Origin of the sequence: Pseudomonas brassicacearum, assembly GCF_009601685.2 — a bacterium.
GTDB lineage: Bacteria > Pseudomonadota > Gammaproteobacteria > Pseudomonadales > Pseudomonadaceae > Aquipseudomonas > Aquipseudomonas kilonensis_B.
In genome coordinates this window covers 3896190-3917241 of the sequence record NZ_CP045701.2, presented here as the reverse complement: position 1 = coordinate 3917241, position 21052 = coordinate 3896190, and the positions used below count along the sequence as shown (strand labels likewise).

20 protein-coding genes are annotated in these 21052 nt (G+C 61.6%); 17 read left to right on the top strand and 3 right to left on the bottom strand.

From position 1 onward, the window contains the following. Positions 1-52: 52 nt before the first annotated feature. The 14 genes from GFU70_RS16400 (at position 53) to GFU70_RS16335 (ending at position 17210) form a co-directional block, all read left to right on the top strand. Entirely contained in the window at positions 53-1990 is a 1938-nt protein-coding gene (locus tag GFU70_RS16400) for a bifunctional 5-dehydro-2-deoxygluconokinase/5-dehydro-2-deoxyphosphogluconate aldolase (RefSeq protein ID WP_153388428.1), read from the top strand. A 227-nt stretch (positions 1991-2217) separates the two neighbouring features. Continuing rightward, positions 2218-3111, top strand: a complete 894-nt coding sequence (iolE, locus tag GFU70_RS16395; RefSeq protein WP_058544486.1) for a myo-inosose-2 dehydratase — start codon at positions 2218-2220, stop codon at positions 3109-3111. Next, positions 3108-3917 carry a 5-deoxy-glucuronate isomerase gene (gene iolB, locus GFU70_RS16390; RefSeq protein ID WP_153388427.1) on the top strand — a complete coding sequence of 270 codons (810 nt, stop codon included), beginning with the start codon at positions 3108-3110 and terminating at the stop codon, positions 3915-3917. Before iolE ends, iolB begins: the two co-directional genes overlap by 4 nt. Positions 3918-3947: 30 nt before the next feature. Continuing rightward, the gene (locus GFU70_RS16385) at positions 3948-5450 is read left to right on the top strand and encodes a CoA-acylating methylmalonate-semialdehyde dehydrogenase (RefSeq protein ID WP_058544488.1); all 1503 of its coding nucleotides are present in this window, start codon (positions 3948-3950) and stop codon (positions 5448-5450) included. A gap of 31 nt (positions 5451-5481) precedes the next feature. Continuing rightward, positions 5482-6303, top strand: coding sequence for a TIM barrel protein (locus tag GFU70_RS16380; RefSeq protein ID WP_153388426.1), 822 nt, complete (start codon positions 5482-5484; stop codon positions 6301-6303). A gap of 76 nt (positions 6304-6379) precedes the next feature. After that, positions 6380-8311: a 3D-(3,5/4)-trihydroxycyclohexane-1,2-dione acylhydrolase (decyclizing) gene (gene iolD, locus GFU70_RS16375; RefSeq protein WP_058544490.1), complete on the top strand. Its 1932-nt coding sequence runs from the start codon at positions 6380-6382 to the stop codon at positions 8309-8311. Positions 8312-8340: 29 nt separating this feature from the next. Next, a complete protein-coding gene (locus GFU70_RS16370; protein ID WP_153388425.1) occupies positions 8341-9351 on the top strand; it encodes a Gfo/Idh/MocA family protein in 1011 nt (336 codons plus the stop codon). Between the two features lie 138 nt (positions 9352-9489). Then, the gene (locus GFU70_RS16365) at positions 9490-10542 is read left to right on the top strand and encodes a Gfo/Idh/MocA family protein (protein WP_153388424.1); all 1053 of its coding nucleotides are present in this window, start codon (positions 9490-9492) and stop codon (positions 10540-10542) included. A 142-nt stretch (positions 10543-10684) separates the two neighbouring features. Beyond that, positions 10685-10837 carry a hypothetical protein gene (locus GFU70_RS16360; protein ID WP_165826021.1) on the top strand — a complete coding sequence of 51 codons (153 nt, stop codon included), beginning with the start codon at positions 10685-10687 and terminating at the stop codon, positions 10835-10837. 51 nt (positions 10838-10888) lie between these two features. After that, positions 10889-11815 carry a sugar ABC transporter substrate-binding protein gene (locus GFU70_RS16355; RefSeq protein WP_058546134.1) on the top strand — a complete coding sequence of 309 codons (927 nt, stop codon included), beginning with the start codon at positions 10889-10891 and terminating at the stop codon, positions 11813-11815. A 77-nt stretch (positions 11816-11892) separates the two neighbouring features. Continuing rightward, positions 11893-13446, top strand: a complete 1554-nt coding sequence (locus GFU70_RS16350) for a sugar ABC transporter ATP-binding protein (RefSeq protein ID WP_153388423.1) — start codon at positions 11893-11895, stop codon at positions 13444-13446. 227 nt (positions 13447-13673) lie between these two features. After that, positions 13674-14696 (top strand): ABC transporter permease, encoded by a 1023-nt coding sequence (locus GFU70_RS16345; protein WP_058546132.1) that lies wholly within the window; start codon positions 13674-13676, stop codon positions 14694-14696. 327 nt (positions 14697-15023) lie between these two features. Then, complete coding sequence (locus tag GFU70_RS16340; RefSeq protein ID WP_003202859.1) at positions 15024-15428, top strand: TraR/DksA family transcriptional regulator; 405 nt, start codon at positions 15024-15026, stop codon at positions 15426-15428. Positions 15429-15542: 114 nt separating this feature from the next. Next, positions 15543-17210, top strand: coding sequence for a methyl-accepting chemotaxis protein (locus tag GFU70_RS16335; protein ID WP_413468822.1), 1668 nt, complete (start codon positions 15543-15545; stop codon positions 17208-17210). 248 nt (positions 17211-17458) lie between these two features. Here GFU70_RS16335 and GFU70_RS16330 read toward each other — a convergent pair whose 3' ends face one another. The 3 genes from GFU70_RS16330 to GFU70_RS29130 form a co-directional block, all read right to left on the bottom strand. Next, positions 17459-17695 carry a DUF2789 family protein gene (locus GFU70_RS16330; protein WP_058543316.1) on the bottom strand — a complete coding sequence of 79 codons (237 nt, stop codon included), beginning with the start codon at positions 17693-17695 and terminating at the stop codon, positions 17459-17461. Between the two features lie 87 nt (positions 17696-17782). Beyond that, a complete protein-coding gene (locus GFU70_RS16325; protein ID WP_058543315.1) occupies positions 17783-18013 on the bottom strand; it encodes a hypothetical protein in 231 nt (76 codons plus the stop codon). A 131-nt stretch (positions 18014-18144) separates the two neighbouring features. Further along, a complete protein-coding gene (locus GFU70_RS29130; RefSeq protein ID WP_116641999.1) occupies positions 18145-18381 on the bottom strand; it encodes a hypothetical protein in 237 nt (78 codons plus the stop codon). Positions 18382-18808: 427 nt separating this feature from the next. Here GFU70_RS29130 and GFU70_RS16320 point away from each other — a divergent pair, with 427 nt between their 5' ends. The 3 genes from GFU70_RS16320 to GFU70_RS16310 all read left to right on the top strand — a co-directional run bounded on the left by GFU70_RS16320 (position 18809) and on the right by GFU70_RS16310 (position 20993). Further along, entirely contained in the window at positions 18809-19258 is a 450-nt protein-coding gene (locus GFU70_RS16320) for a hypothetical protein (protein WP_003202850.1), read from the top strand. A gap of 150 nt (positions 19259-19408) precedes the next feature. Then, positions 19409-20419 carry an ABC transporter substrate-binding protein gene (locus GFU70_RS16315; protein WP_058543314.1) on the top strand — a complete coding sequence of 337 codons (1011 nt, stop codon included), beginning with the start codon at positions 19409-19411 and terminating at the stop codon, positions 20417-20419. A 136-nt stretch (positions 20420-20555) separates the two neighbouring features. Next, positions 20556-20993, top strand: a complete 438-nt coding sequence (locus tag GFU70_RS16310; protein WP_058543313.1) for a DUF3995 domain-containing protein — start codon at positions 20556-20558, stop codon at positions 20991-20993. Positions 20994-21052: the final 59 nt, after the last annotated feature.

Below are 21052 nucleotides of genomic sequence, written 5' to 3'. Positions count from 1 at the left end.
TGGCGCCGGTTTCGGCGACAAACGCAGGCTGATAAAAATAACAGGAGCCAGCATGGGCCAGACTCGTTTTGCCGGTGGGCGTCAATTGGATGTGATTTGCCTGGGACGCCTGGGTGTCGACCTCTATGCGCAGCAAGTCGGCGCGCGCCTGGAAGATGTCGCAAGCTTCGCCAAATACCTGGGCGGTTCCTCTGCCAACATCGCTTTCGGCACGGCGCGATTGGGGCTCAAGTCGGCGATGTTGAGCCGGGTAGGGGATGACCACATGGGCCGCTTCCTGGTGGAGTCCCTGACGCGCGAGGGCTGCGACGTCAGCGGCATCAAGGTCGATCCCGAACGCCTGACGGCCATGGTCCTGCTGGGTATCAAGGACCGGGAAACCTTTCCCCTGGTGTTCTATCGGGAAAATTGCGCCGACATGGCGCTGCGCGCCGAAGACATCGACGAAACCTTTATCGCTTCCAGCAAGGCGCTGCTGATCACCGGCACCCATTTCTCTACCGATGGCGTGTACAAGGCCAGCATCCAGGCGCTGGATTACGCCCAGAAGCACAACGTCAAATGCGTGTTGGACATCGATTATCGGCCGGTGCTCTGGGGCCTGGCGGGCAAGGCCGATGGGGAAACCCGCTTTGTGGCCGACCAGAAGGTCAGCCAGCATGTGCAAGGCATTCTGTCGCGTTTCGACCTCATCGTTGGCACTGAAGAAGAATTCCTGATCGCGGGCGGTAGCGAAGACCTGCTGAGCGCCTTGCGCACCGTGCGCTCGCTGACGGCGGCGACCCTGGTGGTCAAGCTTGGCCCGCAAGGTTGCACGGTGATCCATGGCGCTATCCCGGCCCGCCTTGAAGACGGCGCCCTTTACCCAGGTGTCCGGGTCGAGGTCTTGAATGTATTGGGCGCCGGTGATGCATTCATGTCGGGGTTCCTCGCCGGTTGGCTGGAGGACGCCAGCGATGAGCGCTGCTGTCAGTTGGCCAATGCCTGCGGCGGCCTGGTGGTGTCGCGCCATGCCTGTGCGCCGGCGATGCCGACCCGGGCCGAGCTCGACTATTTATTCAAGAGCCCGGTGCCCATCACCCGGCCGGACCAGGACGCCGTGCTGCAACGGTTGCATCAGGTCAGCGTGCCCCGCAAGGCCTGGAAACAACTGTTCGTCTTTGCTTTCGACCATCGCTGGCAGCTGGTGGAACTGGCCCAGAAGGGTGGCCGTGAGTTGAGCAGCATCGGCGAACTCAAGCAATTGTTCATCCAGGCGGTAGAGCGGGTCGAAGCCGACCTGCAGCGCCAAGGCATCGAGGCCGACGTCGGTCTGCTGGCCGACCAACGTTTCGGCCAGGACTCGCTGAACGCTGCCACCGGACGTGGCTGGTGGGTGGCGCGACCGGTAGAAGTGCAGGGTTCGCGGCCACTGGCGTTCGAACACGGACGCTCCATTGGCAGCAACCTGATCGCCTGGCCACAGGAACAGATCATCAAGTGCCTGGTGCAATTTCACCCTGACGACGAACCGCTGCTGCGCCTGGAGCAGGAAGCGCAATTGATGGGGTTGTACAAGGCCTCCCAGGTCAGCGGCCATGAATTGCTGCTGGAAGTCATTCCGCCCAAGGATCATCCATCGCCGCACCCGGACGTGCTCTATCGCGCCCTTAAACGCCTCTACAACCTGGGTATCTTTCCGGCGTGGTGGAAGATCGAAGCCCAGGGCGCGGAGCAATGGAAACAGCTCGATGAGCTGATCCAGCAACGCGACCCGTATTGCCGCGGCGTGGTCCTGCTGGGCCTCAACGCCCCGGCCTCTACCTTGGCCGAAGGCTTCCGCCAGGCCAGTCAGAGCACCACCTGCCGCGGTTTTGCCGTGGGCCGCACGATCTTCCAGGAGCCGAGTCGGGCCTGGCTGGCCGGGGAAATCGATGATGAAACGCTGATCCGGCAGGTGCAGGGCAGGTTCGTGGAGTTGATCGAGGCGTGGCGTGCCGCGCGGGATTGATGACTGTGCAGGCTTGTGTGGCAGGGAGCTCGCTCCCGCAGGACGCTGTAGGAGCTGGCGAAGCCTGCGATCTTTTGATCTTGATCGTTCGCTCTCGACTCAATTGGTATTGGAAAGATCGCAGCCTCGTTGCACTCGACAGCTCCTACAGGGCGCAGCCGAGCGGGAGCAATCTCTGGCCACAGGTGATCGGTTGAACATTAGAGACAACAATAAAAGGTGCAGCCATGCCCGCTATTCGAATTGGCATCAACCCGATTTCCTGGAGCAACGACGACTTGCCGTCGTTGGGCGGCGAGACGCCGTTGAGCACGGCGCTGAGTGAAGGCAAGGAAATCGGCTACGAAGGTTTTGAACTCAACGGCAAATTCCCCAAGGACGCCAAGGGCGTCGGCGATGTGCTGCGGCCTTATGACCTGGCGCTGGTTTCCGGCTGGTATTCCAGTCGCCTGGCCCGGCGTTCGGCGGCCGAGGAGATCGACGCCATCGCCAGCCACGTCGAGCTGCTGGCACAGAACGGCGCCAAGGTGCTGGTCTATGGTGAAGTCGCCGATTCCATTCAAGGCCAACGCATTTCACTGATCGAGCGGCCGCGTTTCCATACGGATCAAGCCTGGCAAGCCTACGCCGACAAGCTCACCGAACTGGCGCGCTTCACTTTGTCCCAAGGTGTGCGCCTGGCCTATCACCACCACATGGGCGCCTACGTCGAGTCGCCCACGGACATCGACAAACTGATGGCCCTGACCGGCAGCGAAGTGGGCCTGCTGTTCGACTCGGGCCACTGCTACATGGGCGGTGGCGAGCCGTTGCAGGTGCTGCGCAAACACATCGAGCGGGTCTGCCATGTGCACTTCAAGGACGTGCGCAAACCAGTGGTGCAACTGGCGCGCAATAACCTCTGGAGTTTCCCCGACTGCATCATCAACGGCACCTTCACTGTGCCGGGGGACGGTGACATCGACTTCGCCGCGTTGCTCGATGTGCTGCTGGCCGCCGACTACCAAGGCTGGCTGGTGGTGGAAGCCGAGCAGGATCCGGCCGTGGCGCCGAGTTATGCCTACGCCAAAAAGGGCTACGACACGCTGCGTGCCTTGCTGCAAGAAAGGAGTCCGTCATGAGCCTGTTGATCAAGAGCCATTCCAGTGGTCGAACCATGGTCCAGTTGCCGGCAGGTGAGCTGGAATACGTCGGGTTCGCCGCCTATCGCCTGAGCCTCGGTGAAACCCTGCCGGTGGCCGCCGGCGACAAGGAGTTGTGCCTGGTGCTGCTCAGCGGGCGCATCAGCCTCAAGGGCGAAGCACCAGGGCAGGGGGCCTTCGATTGGGACAACCTCGGCGATCGCCAGTCGGTGTTCGAGGACAAGTCACCGTATGCCGCTTACCTGCCGCCCGGCAGCCAGGCCCAGGTCACCGCGTTGAGCGATGTACAGATTGCCGTGTGCGCCGCGCCGGGGTCTGCCCAGCACAGCCATGGCCCACGGTTGATCCGCCCGGACAGCATGAAGCGCAGCGTGCGCGGCAAGGGCGCCAACACCCGTTATGTCTGCGACATCCTGCCCGCCAGCGAGCCGGCCCACTCACTGCTGGTGGTGGAAGTGCGCACGCCCTCGGGACACTCCTCCAGCTACCCACCGCACAAGCACGACACCGACGACCTGCCGCACCAGAGCTTCCTGGAGGAAACCTATTACCACCAGGTCAACCCGTCCCAAGGCTTCGTGTTCCAGCGGGTCTACACCGACGACCGCAGCATCGACCAGGCCATGGCCGTGGAGAACAGCGACCTGGTGGTGGTGCCCAAGGGTTACCACCCGGTCAGCGTGCCCTACGGGTACGAGTCGTATTACCTGAACGTCATGGCCGGCCCGAAGCGGGTCTGGCAGTTCCATAACGATCCGCAGCACAGCTGGCTGCTGGACCTCTGATTTCCAACATTCGCACGGAGAACACGCACAATGAGTGACGCCCCGGTAGTCGGCCATTACCTCAACGGCCACGTGCAGGACCGCGACAGCACGCGGTTCGGCAATGTCTTCAACCCGGCCACCGGCGCGGTGCAGGCCCGGGTGGCCCTGGCCGAGCCGGGCACCGTCGACGCGGCGGTGGCCTCGGCGCTGGCGGCGTTCCCGGCCTGGTCCGAGCAGTCGTCATTGCGTCGTTCGCGGGTGATGTTCAAGTTCAAGGAACTGCTGGACCGTCACCACGACGAGCTGGCGCAGATCATCAGCCGTGAACACGGCAAGGTGCTGTCCGATGCCCACGGCGAAGTTACCCGCGGCATCGAGATCGTCGAGTACGCTTGTGGTGCGCCGAACCTGCTCAAGACTGATTTCAGCGACAACATCGGCGGCGGCATCGACAACTGGAACCTGCGCCAACCCCTGGGCGTTTGTGCCGGGGTCACGCCGTTCAACTTCCCGGTGATGGTGCCGTTGTGGATGATTCCCCTGGCGCTGGTCACTGGCAACTGCTTCATCCTCAAGCCTTCGGAGCGCGATCCGTCCGCCAGTTTGCTGATGGCCCGTTTGCTGACGGAAGCCGGCTTGCCGGACGGCGTGTTCAACGTCGTTCAAGGCGATAAGGTGGCGGTGGATGCACTGTTGCAGCACCCGGACGTCGAAGCGATTTCCTTTGTCGGCTCCACGCCGATTGCCGAATACATCCACCAGCAGGGCACGGCGAACGGCAAGCGCGTGCAGGCCCTGGGTGGGGCCAAGAACCACATGATCGTCATGCCTGACGCCGACCTGGACCAGGCGGCGGATGCGTTGATCGGTGCAGCCTACGGTTCGGCCGGCGAACGCTGCATGGCGATTTCCATCGCTGTGGCGGTGGGCGATGTGGGCGATGAATTGATCGCCAAATTGTTGCCTCGCATTGACCAACTGAAAATCGGTAACGGCCAGCAGCCCGGCACCGACATGGGCCCGCTGGTCACTGCCGAGCACAAGGCCAAGGTGGAAGGTTTCATCGACGCTGGCGTCGCCGAAGGGGCTCGCCTGATCGTCGATGGCCGTGGCTTCAAGGTGCCTGGGGCCGAGCAGGGGTTCTTTGTCGGCGCGACGCTGTTCGACCAGGTCACCGCCCAGATGAGCATCTACCAGCAAGAAATCTTCGGCCCGGTGCTGGGGATCGTTCGCGTACCGGATTTCGCCACGGCGGTGGCGCTGATCAACGCCCATGAGTTCGGCAACGGCGTGTCTTGCTTCACCCGTGACGGCGGCATTGCCCGGGCGTTCGCCCGCAGCATCAAGGTCGGCATGGTGGGCATCAACGTGCCGATTCCGGTGCCCATGGCCTGGCACTCCTTTGGCGGTTGGAAGCGTTCGCTGTTCGGCGATCACCATGCCTACGGCGAAGAAGGCCTGCGCTTCTACAGCCGCTACAAAAGCGTGATGCAACGCTGGCCCGACAGCATCGCCAAGGGCCCTGAGTTCAGCATGCCGACAGCCCAATAATCTTTTTATAAGTGCCGGAGGGAGAACAACAATGAACAAGCCCCTGCGTTTTGCCTTGAACCGAATGGTTGCGCCACGCCTGTCACTGCCTGCTTTCATCGACCTGGCCCTGGCGTTGAAAACCGATGCCATCGAGATCCGCAACGATCTGAAGGGCGTCGAGATCGAAGACGGCATGCCGCCGGCTCGGGTGCGTGAGTTGTGCGAGGCGCGCGGCATCAAGGTGCTGTCGATCAACGCCTTGTATCCCTTTGACGTGTGGAACGAAGAGCGGCGTGCCCAGGCCGTGCGGCTGGCCGACTACGCCCGCGAATGCGGCGCCGAGGGGCTGGTGATGTGCCCGCTCAATGATCGCGCCGACCCGCGCAGCGAGGCTGAACGCGCGGCGGGGCTGCGTACGGCCCTCAGTGAACTGGCGCCGATCCTGCGCGCCTTCGGCATCTACGGGTTCATTGAACCCCTGGGTTTCGAAGAGTGTTCGCTGCGCCGCAAGCGCACGGCGGTGGAAGCGATCAAGAGTATGGGCGGGCTGGATGTGTTCCGCCTGGTGCATGACACCTTTCACCATCATTTGGCCGGTGAACAGGAACTCTTCCCCGAGTTGACCGGGCTGGTGCACATCTCCGGCGTCGAGGATGCCCAGGCGCCTTTGGCAACGATCCGTGATGGTCACCGGGTGCTGGTGGGCGCGGCCGACATCCTCGGCAACGCTGCGCAGATCGAGGCGTTGCGGGCCGGTGGCTACGAGGGCTACCTATCCTTCGAGCCGTTCGCCGAGAGCGTCCATGACCTGGCCGACATCCGCCAGGCGTTGGGGGCGAGCATGAATCACCTGCAGAGCTCCCAGGCCTGACCCAGTCATCAAAATGATGAAGTCCCCCTGTGGGAGCGAGTCAGCCGTAAATTTGCATTCCAGACAAGGTGCAAGCATGACCACAACACGACTGACCATGGCCCAGGCCCTGGTGAAATTCCTCGATAACCAGTACATCGAAGTCGATGGCGTCCAGAGCAAGTTCGTCGCCGGGGTCTTTACCATTTTCGGCCACGGTAACGTGCTGGGCCTGGGTCAGGCGCTGGAGCAGGACAGCGGCGACCTGGTGGTCCATCAGGGCCGCAACGAGCAGGGCATGGCCCACGCCGCCATCGGTTTTGCCAAGCAGCATCTGCGGCGCAAGATCTACGCCTGCAGCTCGTCGGTCGGCCCTGGCGCGGCGAACATGCTGACCGCCGCTGCCACCGCGACGGCTAACCGTATCCCATTGCTGTTGTTGCCCGGCGACGTCTACGCCAGTCGCCAGCCAGACCCGGTGCTGCAGCAGATCGAGCAGTTCCATGACCTGAGCATCAGCACCAACGATGCCTTCAAGGCCGTGAGCAAATACTGGGATCGCATCAACCGCCCCGAGCAATTGATGACCGCCGCGATCCATGCGATGCGCGTACTGACCGACCCGGCTGAAACCGGCGCGGTGACCCTGGCGCTGCCCCAGGACGTGCAAGCCGAAGCCTACGATTACCCGGATTACTTCCTGCAAAAGCGGGTTCATCGCATTGAGCGTCGCCCGGCCACCGAGGCGATGCTCGACGATGCCCTGGCGTTGCTCAAGGGCAAGCGCCAGCCGTTGATCATCTGTGGCGGCGGCGTGCGCTACGCCGGTGCCAACGCCGCGTTGCAGGCCTTTGCCGAACGCTTCGACATTCCGTTCGCCGAGACCCAGGCGGGCAAGAGTGCGGTGGTGTCCAGTCACCCGCTGAATGTCGGCGGTGTCGGTGAGACCGGTTGCCTGGCGGCGAACCTGCTGGCCAAGAAGGCCGACCTGATCATCGGCATCGGCACCCGCTACAGCGATTTCACCACGGCATCGAAATGGCTGTTCCAGCACCCGGATGTGCAGTTCCTCAACCTCAACATCAGCCCGTGCGATGCCTTGAAGCTCGATGGCGTGCAACTGCTGGCCGACGCCCGTTCGGGGCTGCAGGCACTGTCTGCCGCGATGGGCGACTATCGCGCCGAATGGGGCGGACAGATCGCCGATGCCAAGGCCCAGCTGGACGCCGAAGTGGACCGGATCTATCAAGCGGACTTCCAGGCCGAGAATTTCGTCCCGGAAATCAACGACCACATGGACCCGGCGGTGTTTCGCGAGTTCATCGAACTCACCGGCTCCTGCCTGACCCAGAGCCGCGTGCTCGGCACCCTCAACCAGACCCTGGCCGATGACGCCATCATTGTCGCCGCCGCTGGCAGCCTGCCCGGTGACTTGCAGCGCAGTTGGCGCAGCAAGGGCGTGAACACCTACCACGTCGAGTACGGATATTCGTGCATGGGCTACGAAGTGAATGCGGCGCTGGGGGTGAAACTCGCCGAGCCCGACAAAGAGGTCTACGCGTTAGTGGGTGATGGCTCCTACATGATGCTGCACTCGGAACTGGCGACCTCGATCCAGGAACGTCGCAAGATCAATGTGGTGTTGCTGGACAACATGACCTTCGGTTGCATCAACAACCTGCAAATGGAACACGGCATGGACAGCTTCGGCACCGAGTTCCGCTTCCGCAACCCGGACTCCGGCAAGCTCGACGGCGGTTTCGTGCCGGTGGACTTCGCCATGAGTGCCGCGGCCTATGGCTGCAAGACCTACAAGGTCAAGACCCTCGACGAATTGCACGCGGCCCTGGCCGATGCGCGGCGCCAGAGCGTCTCGACGCTGATCGACATCAAGGTCCTGCCCAAGACCATGATCCACAAATACCTGTCGTGGTGGCGGGTCGGCGTGGCGCAAGTGTCCACCAGCGCCCGCACCGATGCCGTCGCCAAGACCCTCAACGAACGACTGGCCAAGGCCCGTCAATACTGATTGCCCCAACACTACGAAAGGAGTTTTTCATGTCTTTGAAGCTGGGCGTCATCGGCGCCGGGGCCATCGGCCAGGACCATATCCGTCGCTGCAGCCAGACCTTGCTCAACAGCCAGGTTGTGGCGGTGACCGACATCAACCTGCAACAAGCGGCCAAGGTCGTTGCCGATCTCAAGCTGACCGCCGAGGTCTACCCCGACGGTCACGCATTGATCAAGGCGCCGGAGGTGGAGGCGATCCTCGTCACCTCCTGGGGCCCGAGCCATGAAGAGTTCGTGCTGGCGGCGATTGCAGCGGGCAAACCGGTATTCTGTGAAAAGCCCCTGGCGGTCACGGCCGAAGGTTGCCGCAAGATCGTCGAGGCCGAAATCGCCCACGGCAAACGCCTGGTGCAGGTCGGTTTCATGCGTCCGTACGATGAAGGCTATCGCGCGCTCAAGGCAGTGATCGACAGCGGCCAGATCGGCGAACCGCTGATGCTGCATTGCGCCCACCGCAACCCGAGCGTGGGTGAAAACTACAAGACCGACATGGCGATCACCGACACCTTGATCCATGAGCTGGATGTGTTGCGCTGGCTGCTGGCCGATGACTTCGTGTCGGTGCAGGTGGTGTTTCCGCGCAAGACCAGCAAGGCCCTGGCCCACTTGCGCGACCCGCAGATCATCCTGCTGGAAACCGCCCGGGGCACGCGCATCGACGTCGAAGTGTTCGTCAACTGCCAGTACGGCTACGACATCCAGTGCGAAGTGGTGGGGGAGACCGGCATCGCCAAGCTGCCGGAACCGTCCCAGGTGCAATTGCGCAGTGGCGCCAAGTTGTCGAATGCGATCCTGATGGATTGGAAGGACCGTTTCATCGCGGCCTACGACGTCGAATTGCAGGCCTTCATCGACGGCGTGCGCGCCGGACAGGTGGGCGGGCCGTCGGCCTGGGATGGTTTTGCCGCTGCCGTGGCGGCGGATGCCTGTGTCCAAGCGCAGCAGAATGGGCAGATCGTCAAGGTCGACCTGCCCGAGCGCCCGCGTTTCTACGGCTAACCACAACCCAAATGTGGGAGCGGGCTTGCTCGCGAAGACGGCGGCACATTCAGCATCAATGCAAGCTAATCCACCGCTATCGCGAGCAAGCTCAGCTCCCACAGGGACTGCATTCAAACCGTGATCTAAGGAGCTTTCATGCGAATCGGACTAGTGGGCTACGGCAAGGGCGGGCGGTTTTTTCATGCGCCGTTGATCAGCAGTCTGCCCGGGGCCACGTTCGTCGGCGTGGTGACCCGGTCTGCCGAGCGGCGCCAGCAACTGGCGAATGATTATCCGCACGTCCAAGCCTTCGACTCCCTCGAACAACTGGTCGCCGCCGGCATTGATGCGGTGGTGGTGTCCACGCCGCTGGACGGCCGCCCGGAGGTGGTGATGCAAGCCATCGACCTCGGCGTGGCGGTGGTCAGCGACAAGCCTTTTGCCTGGGATGCAGCGCAAGCCGAGGCAATGGTGGTCGCCGCCGAACAACGCAACGTGCCGTTGAGCGTGTACCAGAACCGTCGCTGGGATTCGGACTTCCTGACCTTGCGCAAACTGCTGGCTTCCGGCGCCCTGGGGCAGGTCATTCGTTTTGAATCCAGCGTCGAGCGCTACTCGCCGACCTCGGTCGGCAAAGGCAGCGGTGGCGGGTTCCTGCGCGACTTGGGCAGCCACCTGGTAGACCAGGCGCTGCAACTGTTCGGGCCGGTGGAGCGGGTCTACGCCGAGCTGGACTACCGGCAGGCGGACCAGGTGTTCGACAACGGCTTCTTCCTGTCCTTGACCCATGCCAGCGGCGTGATTTCCCACTTGAGCGGCAACTGTGTGCAGAACGCAGCGCGCCCGCGCTTTCGGGTCAGCGGCACCCAGGGTTGCTACACCGTCGAAGGCTTGGATGGGCAGGAGGCTCAGGCGCTGGCCGGGTTGAGCCCGGCGACCGAGGGTGAACGCTGGGGCGCTGAGGAGCATCGGCGCTGGGGCTGGTTCGAACACGGCACCGAGCGCGAGCGGGTGACCTCGGAGCGTGGCTGTTGGCTGGCGTTCTACCAACACTTGCAAACCGCGTTGCAGGGCGCTGGTCCGCTGCCGGTGGAGGGCCGTGATGCACTGGCAACCACACGCATCCTTGACGCTGCCAGGCAGAGTGCCGAGCAGGGCGAAGTGGTGCGGTTGTCCACGCCTGTCGGTCATGGAATGAAAAACGAATAAAATTCTAAAATGAGTTGATATGGAAAATATTTTCCAATAAAGTCGATTCCAGGTTACCGACAATCCTGTCTGTCTCCCGCCAAGCCAGCCTTGAACGGATGACAGACGAAACAAAAACAAGAAACACAGCTAGGTACCGTCGATGAAAACCTTCAGCCGCTCTGCGTTTGACCTGCCACATCTGCTGCGCCTGTCCGCCGTCCTTCCCCTGTTCCAATCCCTGTGTATCCAGCGTAAGGGCGCCGTGGTGTGTTGCATGCCCGGCGCGCCCATCGTGCCCTTGCCCCGTTCCTGATCCGTCACGCCTTATCCATAAAACCAACAAAAAAGTGGAGAAAGATCGTTCATGAAGACCAAGACCCGTATCGCCTCGCTGGCCCTGTCGTTGATGCTCACCAGCGGCGCTGCCCTGGCGGACCTGAAGATCGGCGTCAGCATGTCCCAGTTCGATGACACCTGGTTGACTTACCTGCGCGAATCCATGGACAAGAAAGCCAAGTCCTTGCCGGACGGCGTCACCCTGCAGTTCGAAGACGCGCGCAGTGACGTGGTCAAGCAACTGAGCCAGGTGGAAAACTTCATCAGCCAGAAGGTCGACGCGCTCATCGTCAACCCGGTGGACACTGCCGCGACCCAGCGTATCACCAAGGCCGCCGTGGCTGCCGGTATCCCGCTGGTGTACGTCAACCGCCGTCCGGATGATCCGAAGTTGCCAGCAGGCGTGGTCACCGTGGCCTCCGATGACCTGGAAGCCGGCCGCATGCAGATGCAATACCTGGCCGACAAGATGGGCGGCAAGGGCGACATCGTGATCCTGCTGGGTGACCTGGCCAATAACTCCACCACCAACCGCACCAAGGGCGTCAAGGAAGTCCTGGCCAAATACCCTGACATCAAGATCGAGCAGGAGCAGACGGGCACCTGGTCCCGGGACAAGGGCATGACCCTGGTCAACGACTGGCTGACCCAGGGCCGCGATTTCAATGCCGTGGTGGCCAACAACGACGAGATGGCCATCGGTGCCGCCATGGCCCTCAAGCAAGCGGGCACCAAGAAGGGCAGCGTATTGATTGCCGGGGTCGATGGCACACCGGACGGCTTGAACGCCATCAAGAAAGGCGACATGGCGGTCTCGGTGTTCCAGGACGCCAAGGGCCAGGCCGACGGCTCGATCGATACGGCTGTGAAAATGGTCAAGAAACAAGCGGTCGAACAGTCCGTCTGGGTGCCGTACCGCCTGATCACGCCGGAAAACGTCGATCAGTTCAAGTGACGTTTGACGCACCGGTCCCACCACAACAATAAACAGGCAAGGTTGCAACGCCGACCTTGCCGAGGGAGTACCTGATCATGTTCGCTTCAGCGACTGCTTCGAGCGCCCCGGCGATGACTTTCCGGCCGGACGTAATACCTGATGAGCCGTATCTGCTGGAAGTCGTCAATGTCAGCAAAGGCTTTCCCGGCGTGGTGGCCCTGTCCGATGTACAACTGCGGGTACGCCCCGGTTCTGTGCTGGCCCTGATGGGCGAGAATGGCGCAGGCAAATCCACCTTGATGAAGATCATCGCCGGTATCTACCAGCCGGACGCCGGCGAACTGCGCCTGCGCGGCACGCCGGTGACGTTCGACACGCCGCTGGCGGCCTTGCAGGCCGGCATCGCGATGATCCATCAGGAACTGAACCTGATGCCCCACATGAGCATCGCCGAAAACATCTGGATCGGTCGCGAACAGCTCAACGGCCTGCACATGGTTGACCATGGCGAGATGCATCGTTGCACCGCCCGGCTGCTGGAGCGCCTGCGCATCAACCTCGACCCCGAGGAGCAGGTGGGCAACCTGAGCATCGCCGAGCGGCAGATGGTGGAGATTGCCAAGGCCGTGTCCTACGACTCCGACATCCTGATCATGGACGAGCCGACCTCGGCCATTACCGAGACCGAGGTCGCCCACCTGTTCTCGATCATTGCCGACCTCAAGTCCCAAGGCAAAGGCATCATCTACATCACCCATAAAATGAACGAGGTGTTTGCCATCGCCGATGAAGTGGCGGTGTTTCGCGACGGTGCCTACATCGGCTTGCAACGGGCCGACAGCATGGACGGCGACAGCCTGATTTCGATGATGGTCGGGCGTGAACTGAGCCAGCTGTTCCCGGTACGCGAGCAACCCATCGGCGATTTGGTGCTGTCGGTGCTCGACCTGAGCCTGGACGGTATCTTCAAAGGGGTGTCCTTCGACCTGCATGCCGGGGAGATCCTGGGCATCGCCGGGTTGATGGGCTCGGGCCGGACCAACGTGGCCGAGGCGATTTTCGGCGTGACCCCGAGTACCGGCGGCGAAATCCTGCTGGACGGCCAACCGGTGCGCATCAGCGACCCGCACATGGCCATCGAAAAAGGTTTCGCGCTGTTGACCGAGGACCGCAAGCTCAGTGGCCTGTTCCCGTGCCTGTCGGTGCTGGAAAACATGGAGATGGCCGTGCTGCCCCATTACGTGGGCAACGGCTTCATCCAGCAGAAAGCCCTGCGCGCCTTGTGTGAGGACATGTGCAAGAAGCTGCGGGTCAAGACCCCGTCGCTGGAACAGTGCATCGACACCTTGTCCGGCGGTAACCAGCAGAAAGCGCTGTTGGCCCGCTGGCTGATGACCAACCCGCGCATCCTGATCCTTGACGAGCCGACCCGTGGCATCGATGTCGGTGCCAAGGCCGAGATCTACCGGCTGATTTCCTACCTCGCCAGCGAAGGCATGGCGGTGATCATGATTTCCTCGGAACTGCCGGAAGTCCTGGGCATGAGCGACCGGGTCATGGTGATGCACGAAGGCGACCTGATGGGCATCCTCGACCGCAGCGAAGCGACCCAGGAACGCGTCATGCAATTGGCCTCGGGCCTGTCCTGATGCCCGTCGTTCGGATCAATAACGTCGAGAAATAATCCCGTGGCGAGGGAGCAGGCTCGCGCTGGGTCTGTAGAACGGTGTAGGAGCTGACGAGTGCAACGAGGCTGCGATCTTTCTCCAGGCACTTGAGTCCCAAGCGAAAGATCAAAAGATCGCAGGCTTCGCCAGCTCCTACAGAACCCAGCGGGAGCAAGCTCCCTCGCCGCAGATAAAAAAGGTGAATGGTTATGAACGCGATACTGGAAAACAAACCCGCGGCAGCACCGGCCAGGGCGCGCCGGCGACTGCCGACGGAACTGAGTATCTTCCTGGTGCTGATCGGTATCGGCCTGGTCTTCGAGATGTTCGGCTGGATCGTGCGCGACCAGAGTTTCCTGATGAACTCCCAGCGCCTGGTGCTGATGATCCTGCAAGTGTCGATCATCGGCCTGCTGGCCATCGGTGTGACCCAGGTGATCATCACCACGGGTATCGACTTGTCGTCCGGCTCGGTGCTGGCGCTGTCGGCGATGATTGCCGCCAGCCTGGCCCAGACTTCTGACTTCACCCGGGCGGTGTTTCCCTCGTTGACGGACTTGCCGGTGTGGATACCGGTGGTGGCGGGGCTCGGCGTAGGGCTGCTGGCCGGGGCGATCAACGGTAGCATCATTGCCATCACCGGCATCCCTCCTTTTATTGCCACCCTTGGCATGATGGTGTCGGCCCGTGGCCTGGCGCGCTACTACACCGAAGGCCAGCCGGTGAGCATGCTGTCCGATTCCTATACCGCCATCGGCCATGGCGCGATGCCGGTGATCATCTTCCTGGTGGCGGCAGTGATCTTCCACATTGCCCTGCGCTACACCAAGTATGGCAAGTACACCTACGCTATCGGCGGCAACATGCAGGCGGCGCGCACATCAGGCATCAACGTCAAGCGTCACCTGGTGATCGTCTACAGCATCGCCGGGCTGCTGGCCGGGTTGGCCGGCGTGGTGGCCTCGGCGCGGGCGGCGACCGGGCAGGCGGGCATGGGCATGTCCTATGAACTGGACGCGATTGCCGCGGCGGTGATCGGCGGCACCAGCCTGGCGGGCGGGGTGGGGCGCATCACCGGGACTGTGATCGGGGCACTGATCCTTGGGGTGATGGCCAGCGGTTTTACCTTCGTCGGGGTCGATGCCTACATCCAGGACATCATCAAGGGGCTGATCATCGTGGTGGCGGTGGTCATCGACCAGTACCGCAACAAGCGCAAACTCAAGCGCTGACACCCAAGAAGTTGCGACAAAGCGCCACGCCTGACCCGCGTGGCGTTGCCATTTGTCTTCTTAATACAGCTATTGCACCGAATTTCTTGTTATAAACGCACTCCGATGACTGCCAAAAGCCTGTCAGAGAACATTTGAAGGGGTTGTCGGACATTTTCCCTATGTTTTCAGTTGCTGAGGCCTCGACTCGGCCTTAGACTGCCGCCCCTCGTAAATTGAGTGCCGGGTGGCGCTTGGAATAGACGGCGCCTTCCTGATGAGCGCGGCAGCTGCGCTGCGGGACGCTCCATAATTCGCCTTAATGCACGTTTTTTTATAGAGAAATCAATGACAAAGGAAAAGTTGCTGGCCATGCCGGCGGATGACTACATGAATGCCGAGCAGCTGGCTTTCTTCACCAAGCTGTTGCAGAACATGAAAGTCGAAACCCACGAGCGCATCGAACAGAACCGAATCGCCATTGAGAGCCTGGACACCCCGGCTGACCCGGCGGACGCTGCTTCCGTAGAAGAAGAGCGTACCTGGCTGGTCAACGCCATCGATCGCGACCAGCGCATGCTGCCTCAGCTGGAGCAGGCCCTGGACCGTATCAACGACGACAGCTTCGGCTGGTGCGACGACAGCGGCGAGCCGATCGGCCTCAAGCGCCTGCTGATCAGCCCGACCACCAAGTACTGCATCGAAGCCCAGGAACGTCACGAACAGATCGACAAGCACCAGCGTCAGGCCTGATTCGCGTTTTCCAAAAAGATCGCGACCTTTTAACGAAGGCCGCGATCTTTTGCTTTCGTGGGTGCTCGTTCGTCGACTCCCGTTGATCTGCTGCAAGAACGCTACTAATGGACCATGGATAATGGCTCTGTAGTGGCGTTTAATGCGGTCATAACAACGAGAATGTGGGTGACGAACATGGCGACAGACCGAACGCTGACAGGGGCGGTGCCGGCCTCGGTACCTGAGACAAAAAGCACGGCGCGCTGGCTGACGCCGACCTTGCAGAGTCTCGCCCTGGCATTGCTGCTGTGCGGCATGACCCTGGGCGGCTGGTCGCTGTACCTGGGCCTGCCGCTGGTCATGCTCATCGTCTGGTTGCCGCGCCTGCGTTCGCGCGTGGCCGCGGCGCCCGCACCTACGACCGACACCCTGGCCGAGCTGACCCGCGACCTGTCCTACACCACCAGCCATAACGCACTGTCAGCGGCTGGTGTCGCCTATTCGGTCAAGCAACTGGCCGGCAAGGTCCAGTCCCAACTCGACGCGGCGGCGCAGATCGTCAGCAATGCCGAATCGATGATCGCCACCGAACAGGCCACTTCACAACTCAGCCAGCAGGCCCTGGGCGCCGCCAGCGAAGCCCATCGCAGCAGCGTGGCCGGGCGCAGCGAGCTGGTGGAATCCATCAGCCGCATGCACCAACTCAGCCAGCGCGCAAATGACAGCCGCGAGTTGATCGAAGCCTTGAGCGTACGCAGCGATGAAATCCAGCGGGTCAGCCTGGTGATCCAGTCGATCGCCAGCCAGACCAACCTGCTGGCGCTGAACGCGGCCATCGAGGCAGCACGAGCCGGTGAGCATGGCCGTGGGTTCGCCGTGGTGGCCGATGAGGTACGAGGCCTGGCCGGGCGCACAGCCGCGGCGACCGGCGAGGTCGGGGTGATGGTGGCCGACATCCAGCAGCGCACCGCCCAGGTGGTGGAGCAGATCCGTCAACTGGCCGCTGACCTGGACATTGGCGTGCAGCAGGTCGAGCACACCGGCCAACATCTGGAAAACATCGCCCGGCTCGCCGCCGGCGTCGAAACCCAGGTCAGCGCCATCGCCGAAGGCACCGACACCAATCGCGAACAACTCGACAGCCTGTTCCACGCCATCGAGCAGATGCGCGGCGACCTGTCCATCAGCGACCAGCAGACCCAGCGCCTGGCCGAGGCGGCCGTGCAGATGGAAGGCCAGGCCGAAACCATCAGCGAACGCCTGGCCGAGGTGGGCCTCGACGATTATCACCAACGGGTCTACGACCTGGCGCGCGAAGGTGCGAGCCAGATCGCCGCGCAGTTCGAGGCCGACATCGACCAGGGCCGTGTCAGCCTGGAGGACCTGTTCGACCGTAACTACCAGCCCATCCCCAATACCCAGCCGGCCAAATACCAGACCCGCTTCGACCGCTACACCGACCAGGTTCTGCCGGCGATCCAAGAGCCCTTGCTTACCCGGCATGAGGGCCTGGTGTTTGCGATTGCCTGCACCCAGCAGGGCTATGTGCCGACTCATAACAAGGTCTTCAGCCAGCCGCTGACCGGCGATCCCCAGGTGGACACGCTGAATAACCGCACCAAGCGCAAATTCTCCGATCGCACCGGGATCCGCTGCGGCAGCCACCAGCAGCCGGTGCTGCTCCAGACCTACACCCGCGACACGGGTGAGTTGATGCACGATCTTTCCGTACCAATCATGCTCAAGGGGCGTCACTGGGGTGGTTTGCGCCTGGGCTACAAACCCGAGAAGCCGCGATAGGCCTGATTACAGGTGGTGGGATTTTCAGCCCACCACAATCCCTGGTGATTGAGTTTTCCATCCAGCCACAACCCTTTGGCGAGGGAGCTTGTGTAGGAGCTGCCGAAGGCTGCGATCTTTTGATCTTTCGCTTGGGACTCAAGTGCCTGGGGAAAGATCGCAGCCTCGTTGCACTCGACAGCTCCTACAGGGCGCACCCCAGCGGGAGCAAGCCCCTCGCCACAAAAAAGCGGTGGTGGCTTTTGAGACTATTTGCCGCCGTGCAGGCGCACGTTCAGTTCGTCCACCAACAAAGCTTCTTCGCCGTCGGCGAGCAGCCATTCCCGAAGCAGGTCTTTTTGCTGGTCCGACCAGAAATCGGCCTCCACCAGCTTGATATCCTGGGCCAGCGGGTGGGCGATGATGAACTCGTCAATGGCCTTGCCGTCGGAGGGCAGGCCCAGTTGGTCAAACAGGGTCTCGATATCGTGGGAAGGTTGTTCCATGAAAGTCTCCTTTGAGTGGGGCGCCGTCGCGGCGCCTCGGTGCTTACCTTTATCTGAGGCAAGCGCTCATCAGGAGTTCGATTGGAATCAGGCGTTCAAGGCCCCTTCGTCCACGGCGGCCTTCAATGCCTTGGCCGCTTCCCTGGCAGCCTCGGCAGCGATCTGCGCAGTCTTGAACCAGCGATCTTTCTCCACCTGGTGGTAACTGACGGTGGTCAAGGGTGGCTTGGCGCGCATAACGATGACGGCCTGGAACTCGCCTTCGACCTCTCTGGCTTCGCCCCGGATAAAAAATTCGCCGATATCAAATTCCGTCACGTCGCGCCTTCTCCTCGAAGTCATACTGTGGGTGCGCGATCCGTCGATGGGCGACGGCTTCGCTGGGCGGGCAGTATGGCAGCAGTTGCCCGTCGACGGCTGAGTTAAGTCATGGACGGGCACAGATGAGTTCAGGCGCTGCTTTCCAGACGCCTGGCCAGGTAGCAGGCTTCGTTATGGTCGGTTCGGAACCCTCTTACACGTCCAGTCGATGTTTCCTCAATGTGAAAGAAACACCTGCCAGCCAAAACGACCCGATAACGCGGTTGAATCAACGAAAGGTGCAGGGTATTGACCCCGTCAAACGTGTCAGCTGTATCAACGATGCAAGGTGGGCAGGGGTGGGGCAGGGTTGTGAAAGAGGTCATGTGAATTCCTTTTCTATGGTTTACCGACGAATTGTCGGGTATTTCGAGTAGTCTCCACGCCTCCAGCTGCTCTAGAATCGGCAGTGTCGTGTGGACGGTTGCGCCTATCTAAAGCAATTTTTTTTGGGCTCGATGTCAGAAAAATGCTTTTTTAAGTGAGAAATTTCCCTAAAGTTAGTAGTCCCATCTTTTCCGATGCTCAGAGTGGCTTTTTCCTTCAGCCTCTGGCGATCTCCTGGGAAAGACGGCGAGAGCGGCAACCTTTAGTCTGCTCTCGGCCCGGGACAGGGCGCGCCGTTCACTTCGAAACTCAGTTACAGGTCCATTACGACACTACCGTCGGCACGGGTTCTCGTGGTCCGTCCTTTATGCAGGGCGGGCCTTTTTCAAAGATGGGGATGTTTCCTTGGCAGTAAGTAATCTCGACATGCATGCGTTATTCGTACTTGGTGACCTGCGGGCAAAACTGGTCAAACTCTTCCAGTCACGTTTCGTCTACATCACCGAGCAGACCGCCGAAGGTATTTATGTCGCCGAAATCGACACCGAGTCGGCGCTGGTGGTCGATGACAAGCCCAGGCTCGAACTCAAGGTCGGCGATCATTTTCGCGCAGCGGTGTTGCCCAGTCGTGAAGGTGGCAAGTTTGAAATCCGCTTTCGCGAAATCAAGCTGACGGTCTATGGCCTGGGCGATTACGCCTTCGTCACGACCCCCGGTGGTCAGGCAATTTTGTTCAAGGAAGGCCACAGTGTGGTGACCGTGTTTGCGGCCAACGAACAACTGCAAGAAGGCTTGACCAAGACCCTGAAGGCGGTCACCGCCAAGGCCGCCAAGTGGCGCAAGGGCGAACTGGTGACCTTCAAGGCCAGTGAGTGACCGTTTCAGAGCCTTTGCGCCTGAACCGTGACAGTTTCGCAAGAACTCGCTGGAACCTCGGCTACAGTCAATTGACTGAACTATTCAGGGCTTGCGTTCGGTTACGCAGGGCCGTTCAGCTATTGGGGTATCTGGCATGAGGTGCAAAGCATGAAACGAGTTCGACAGTGGCTGGCTGCCTGGGCCACCTTCGCTGTGTTGGTTTCACCCCTTCCGGCGTCGGCTGCCACAGCGCCGATCCACTTTGCCGACTTGAACTGGGAAAGTGGCAGCCTGATCACCGATATCCTGCGGATCATCGTCGAAAAAGGCTACGGGTTGCAGACCGACACATTGCCGGGCACTACCATTACCCTGGAAACCGCCCTGGCCAATAACGACATCCAGGTGATCGGCGAGGAATGGGCCGGCCGCAGCCCGGTGTGGGTCAAGGCCGAGGCCGAGGGCAAGGTGATCGCCCTGGGCGATACGGTCAAAGGCGCGACGGAAGGTTGGTGGGTGCCTGAATACGTCATCAAGGGCGACCCGGCCAAGGGCATCAAGCCCCTGGCGCCGGACCTGCGCAGTGTCGAAGACCTGGCGCGCTACAAGCATGTGTTCAAGGACCCGGAGAGCCCCGACAAGGGCCGCTTCCTCAACAGCCCCATTGGCTGGACCTCCGAGGTGGTCAACAAACAGAAGCTCAAGGCCTATGGCTTGTCTGACAGCTACGTGAATTTTCGCAGCGGCTCGGGCGCGGCGCTGGATGCGGAAATCAGCTCGACGATCCGCCGGGGCAAGCCGATCCTGTTTTACTACTGGTCGCCCACGCCACTGCTCGGGCGCTTCAAGCTGGTGCAGTTGCAAGAGCCACCGTTCGATGCCGAGGCCTGGAAAACCCTGACCGACGCCGATAACCCCAACCCGAAGCCGACCCGCTCACTGGCCTCGAAACTGTCGATTGGCGTATCCGCGCCGTTCCAGAAGCAACACCCGGACATCGCCGAGTTCTTCAGCAAGGTCGATTTACCCATCGAACCGTTGAACAAGGCCCTGGCCGACATGAGCGAGAAGCGCACGCCACCCCGTGAAGCCGCCGAGGCGTTCCTCAAGGCGCATCCGCAGGTCTGGCAGGCCTGGCTGCCCAAGGAGGTAGCGGACAAGGTGTCTGCCGGTCTCTAGGCCTCGCGTGCCGGCAGGTTGAACTCTTGATCCTGGGCAATGAGTCATTCGCTGGAAACTGGCAACCTGTACCCATCCAGCGAAATGCCAAATTCAAGCTAGGATGAGTGTTCAACCCTTTTCAGGAGGCTGGCGAATGACGCTTTTATTGGCTCGGTCGCTGGTCGCAGTGTTTGCGACCATCAGCTTGATTCATATGTATTGGGCCCTGGGCGGGCGGTGGGCGGCCAAGGCTGTGGTGCCTCAGGTGCCGACGAAGCAGGGAGAGGCGTTGCGGCCGGCATTCAACCCCTCGGGCTGGCTGACCTTGCTGGTGGCCGTGGCACTGCTGATGGTGGCGCTGCTGGTGTGCCTGCGGGTCGGCCTGCTGGCGCAGCCGGTCACCCATCGGGCGTTGCAGTGGCTGATCAGCGCGATTGCCTTGCTGATGTTCGCCCGGGCCATTGGCGAGTCGGAGCTGGTGGGTTTCTTCAAGGAGGTCAAGGGCTCGACCTTCGCCAGGCTCGACACCTGGGTCTATTCGCCGTTGTGCGTGGTGCTTGGGGCCGGGCTGCTGACGGTGGCGTGGGCCTGAGTCTCTAACGGCGAACGCAGCCGTGGCGAGAGCTTGCTCCCGCTGGGCTTGTGTAGGAG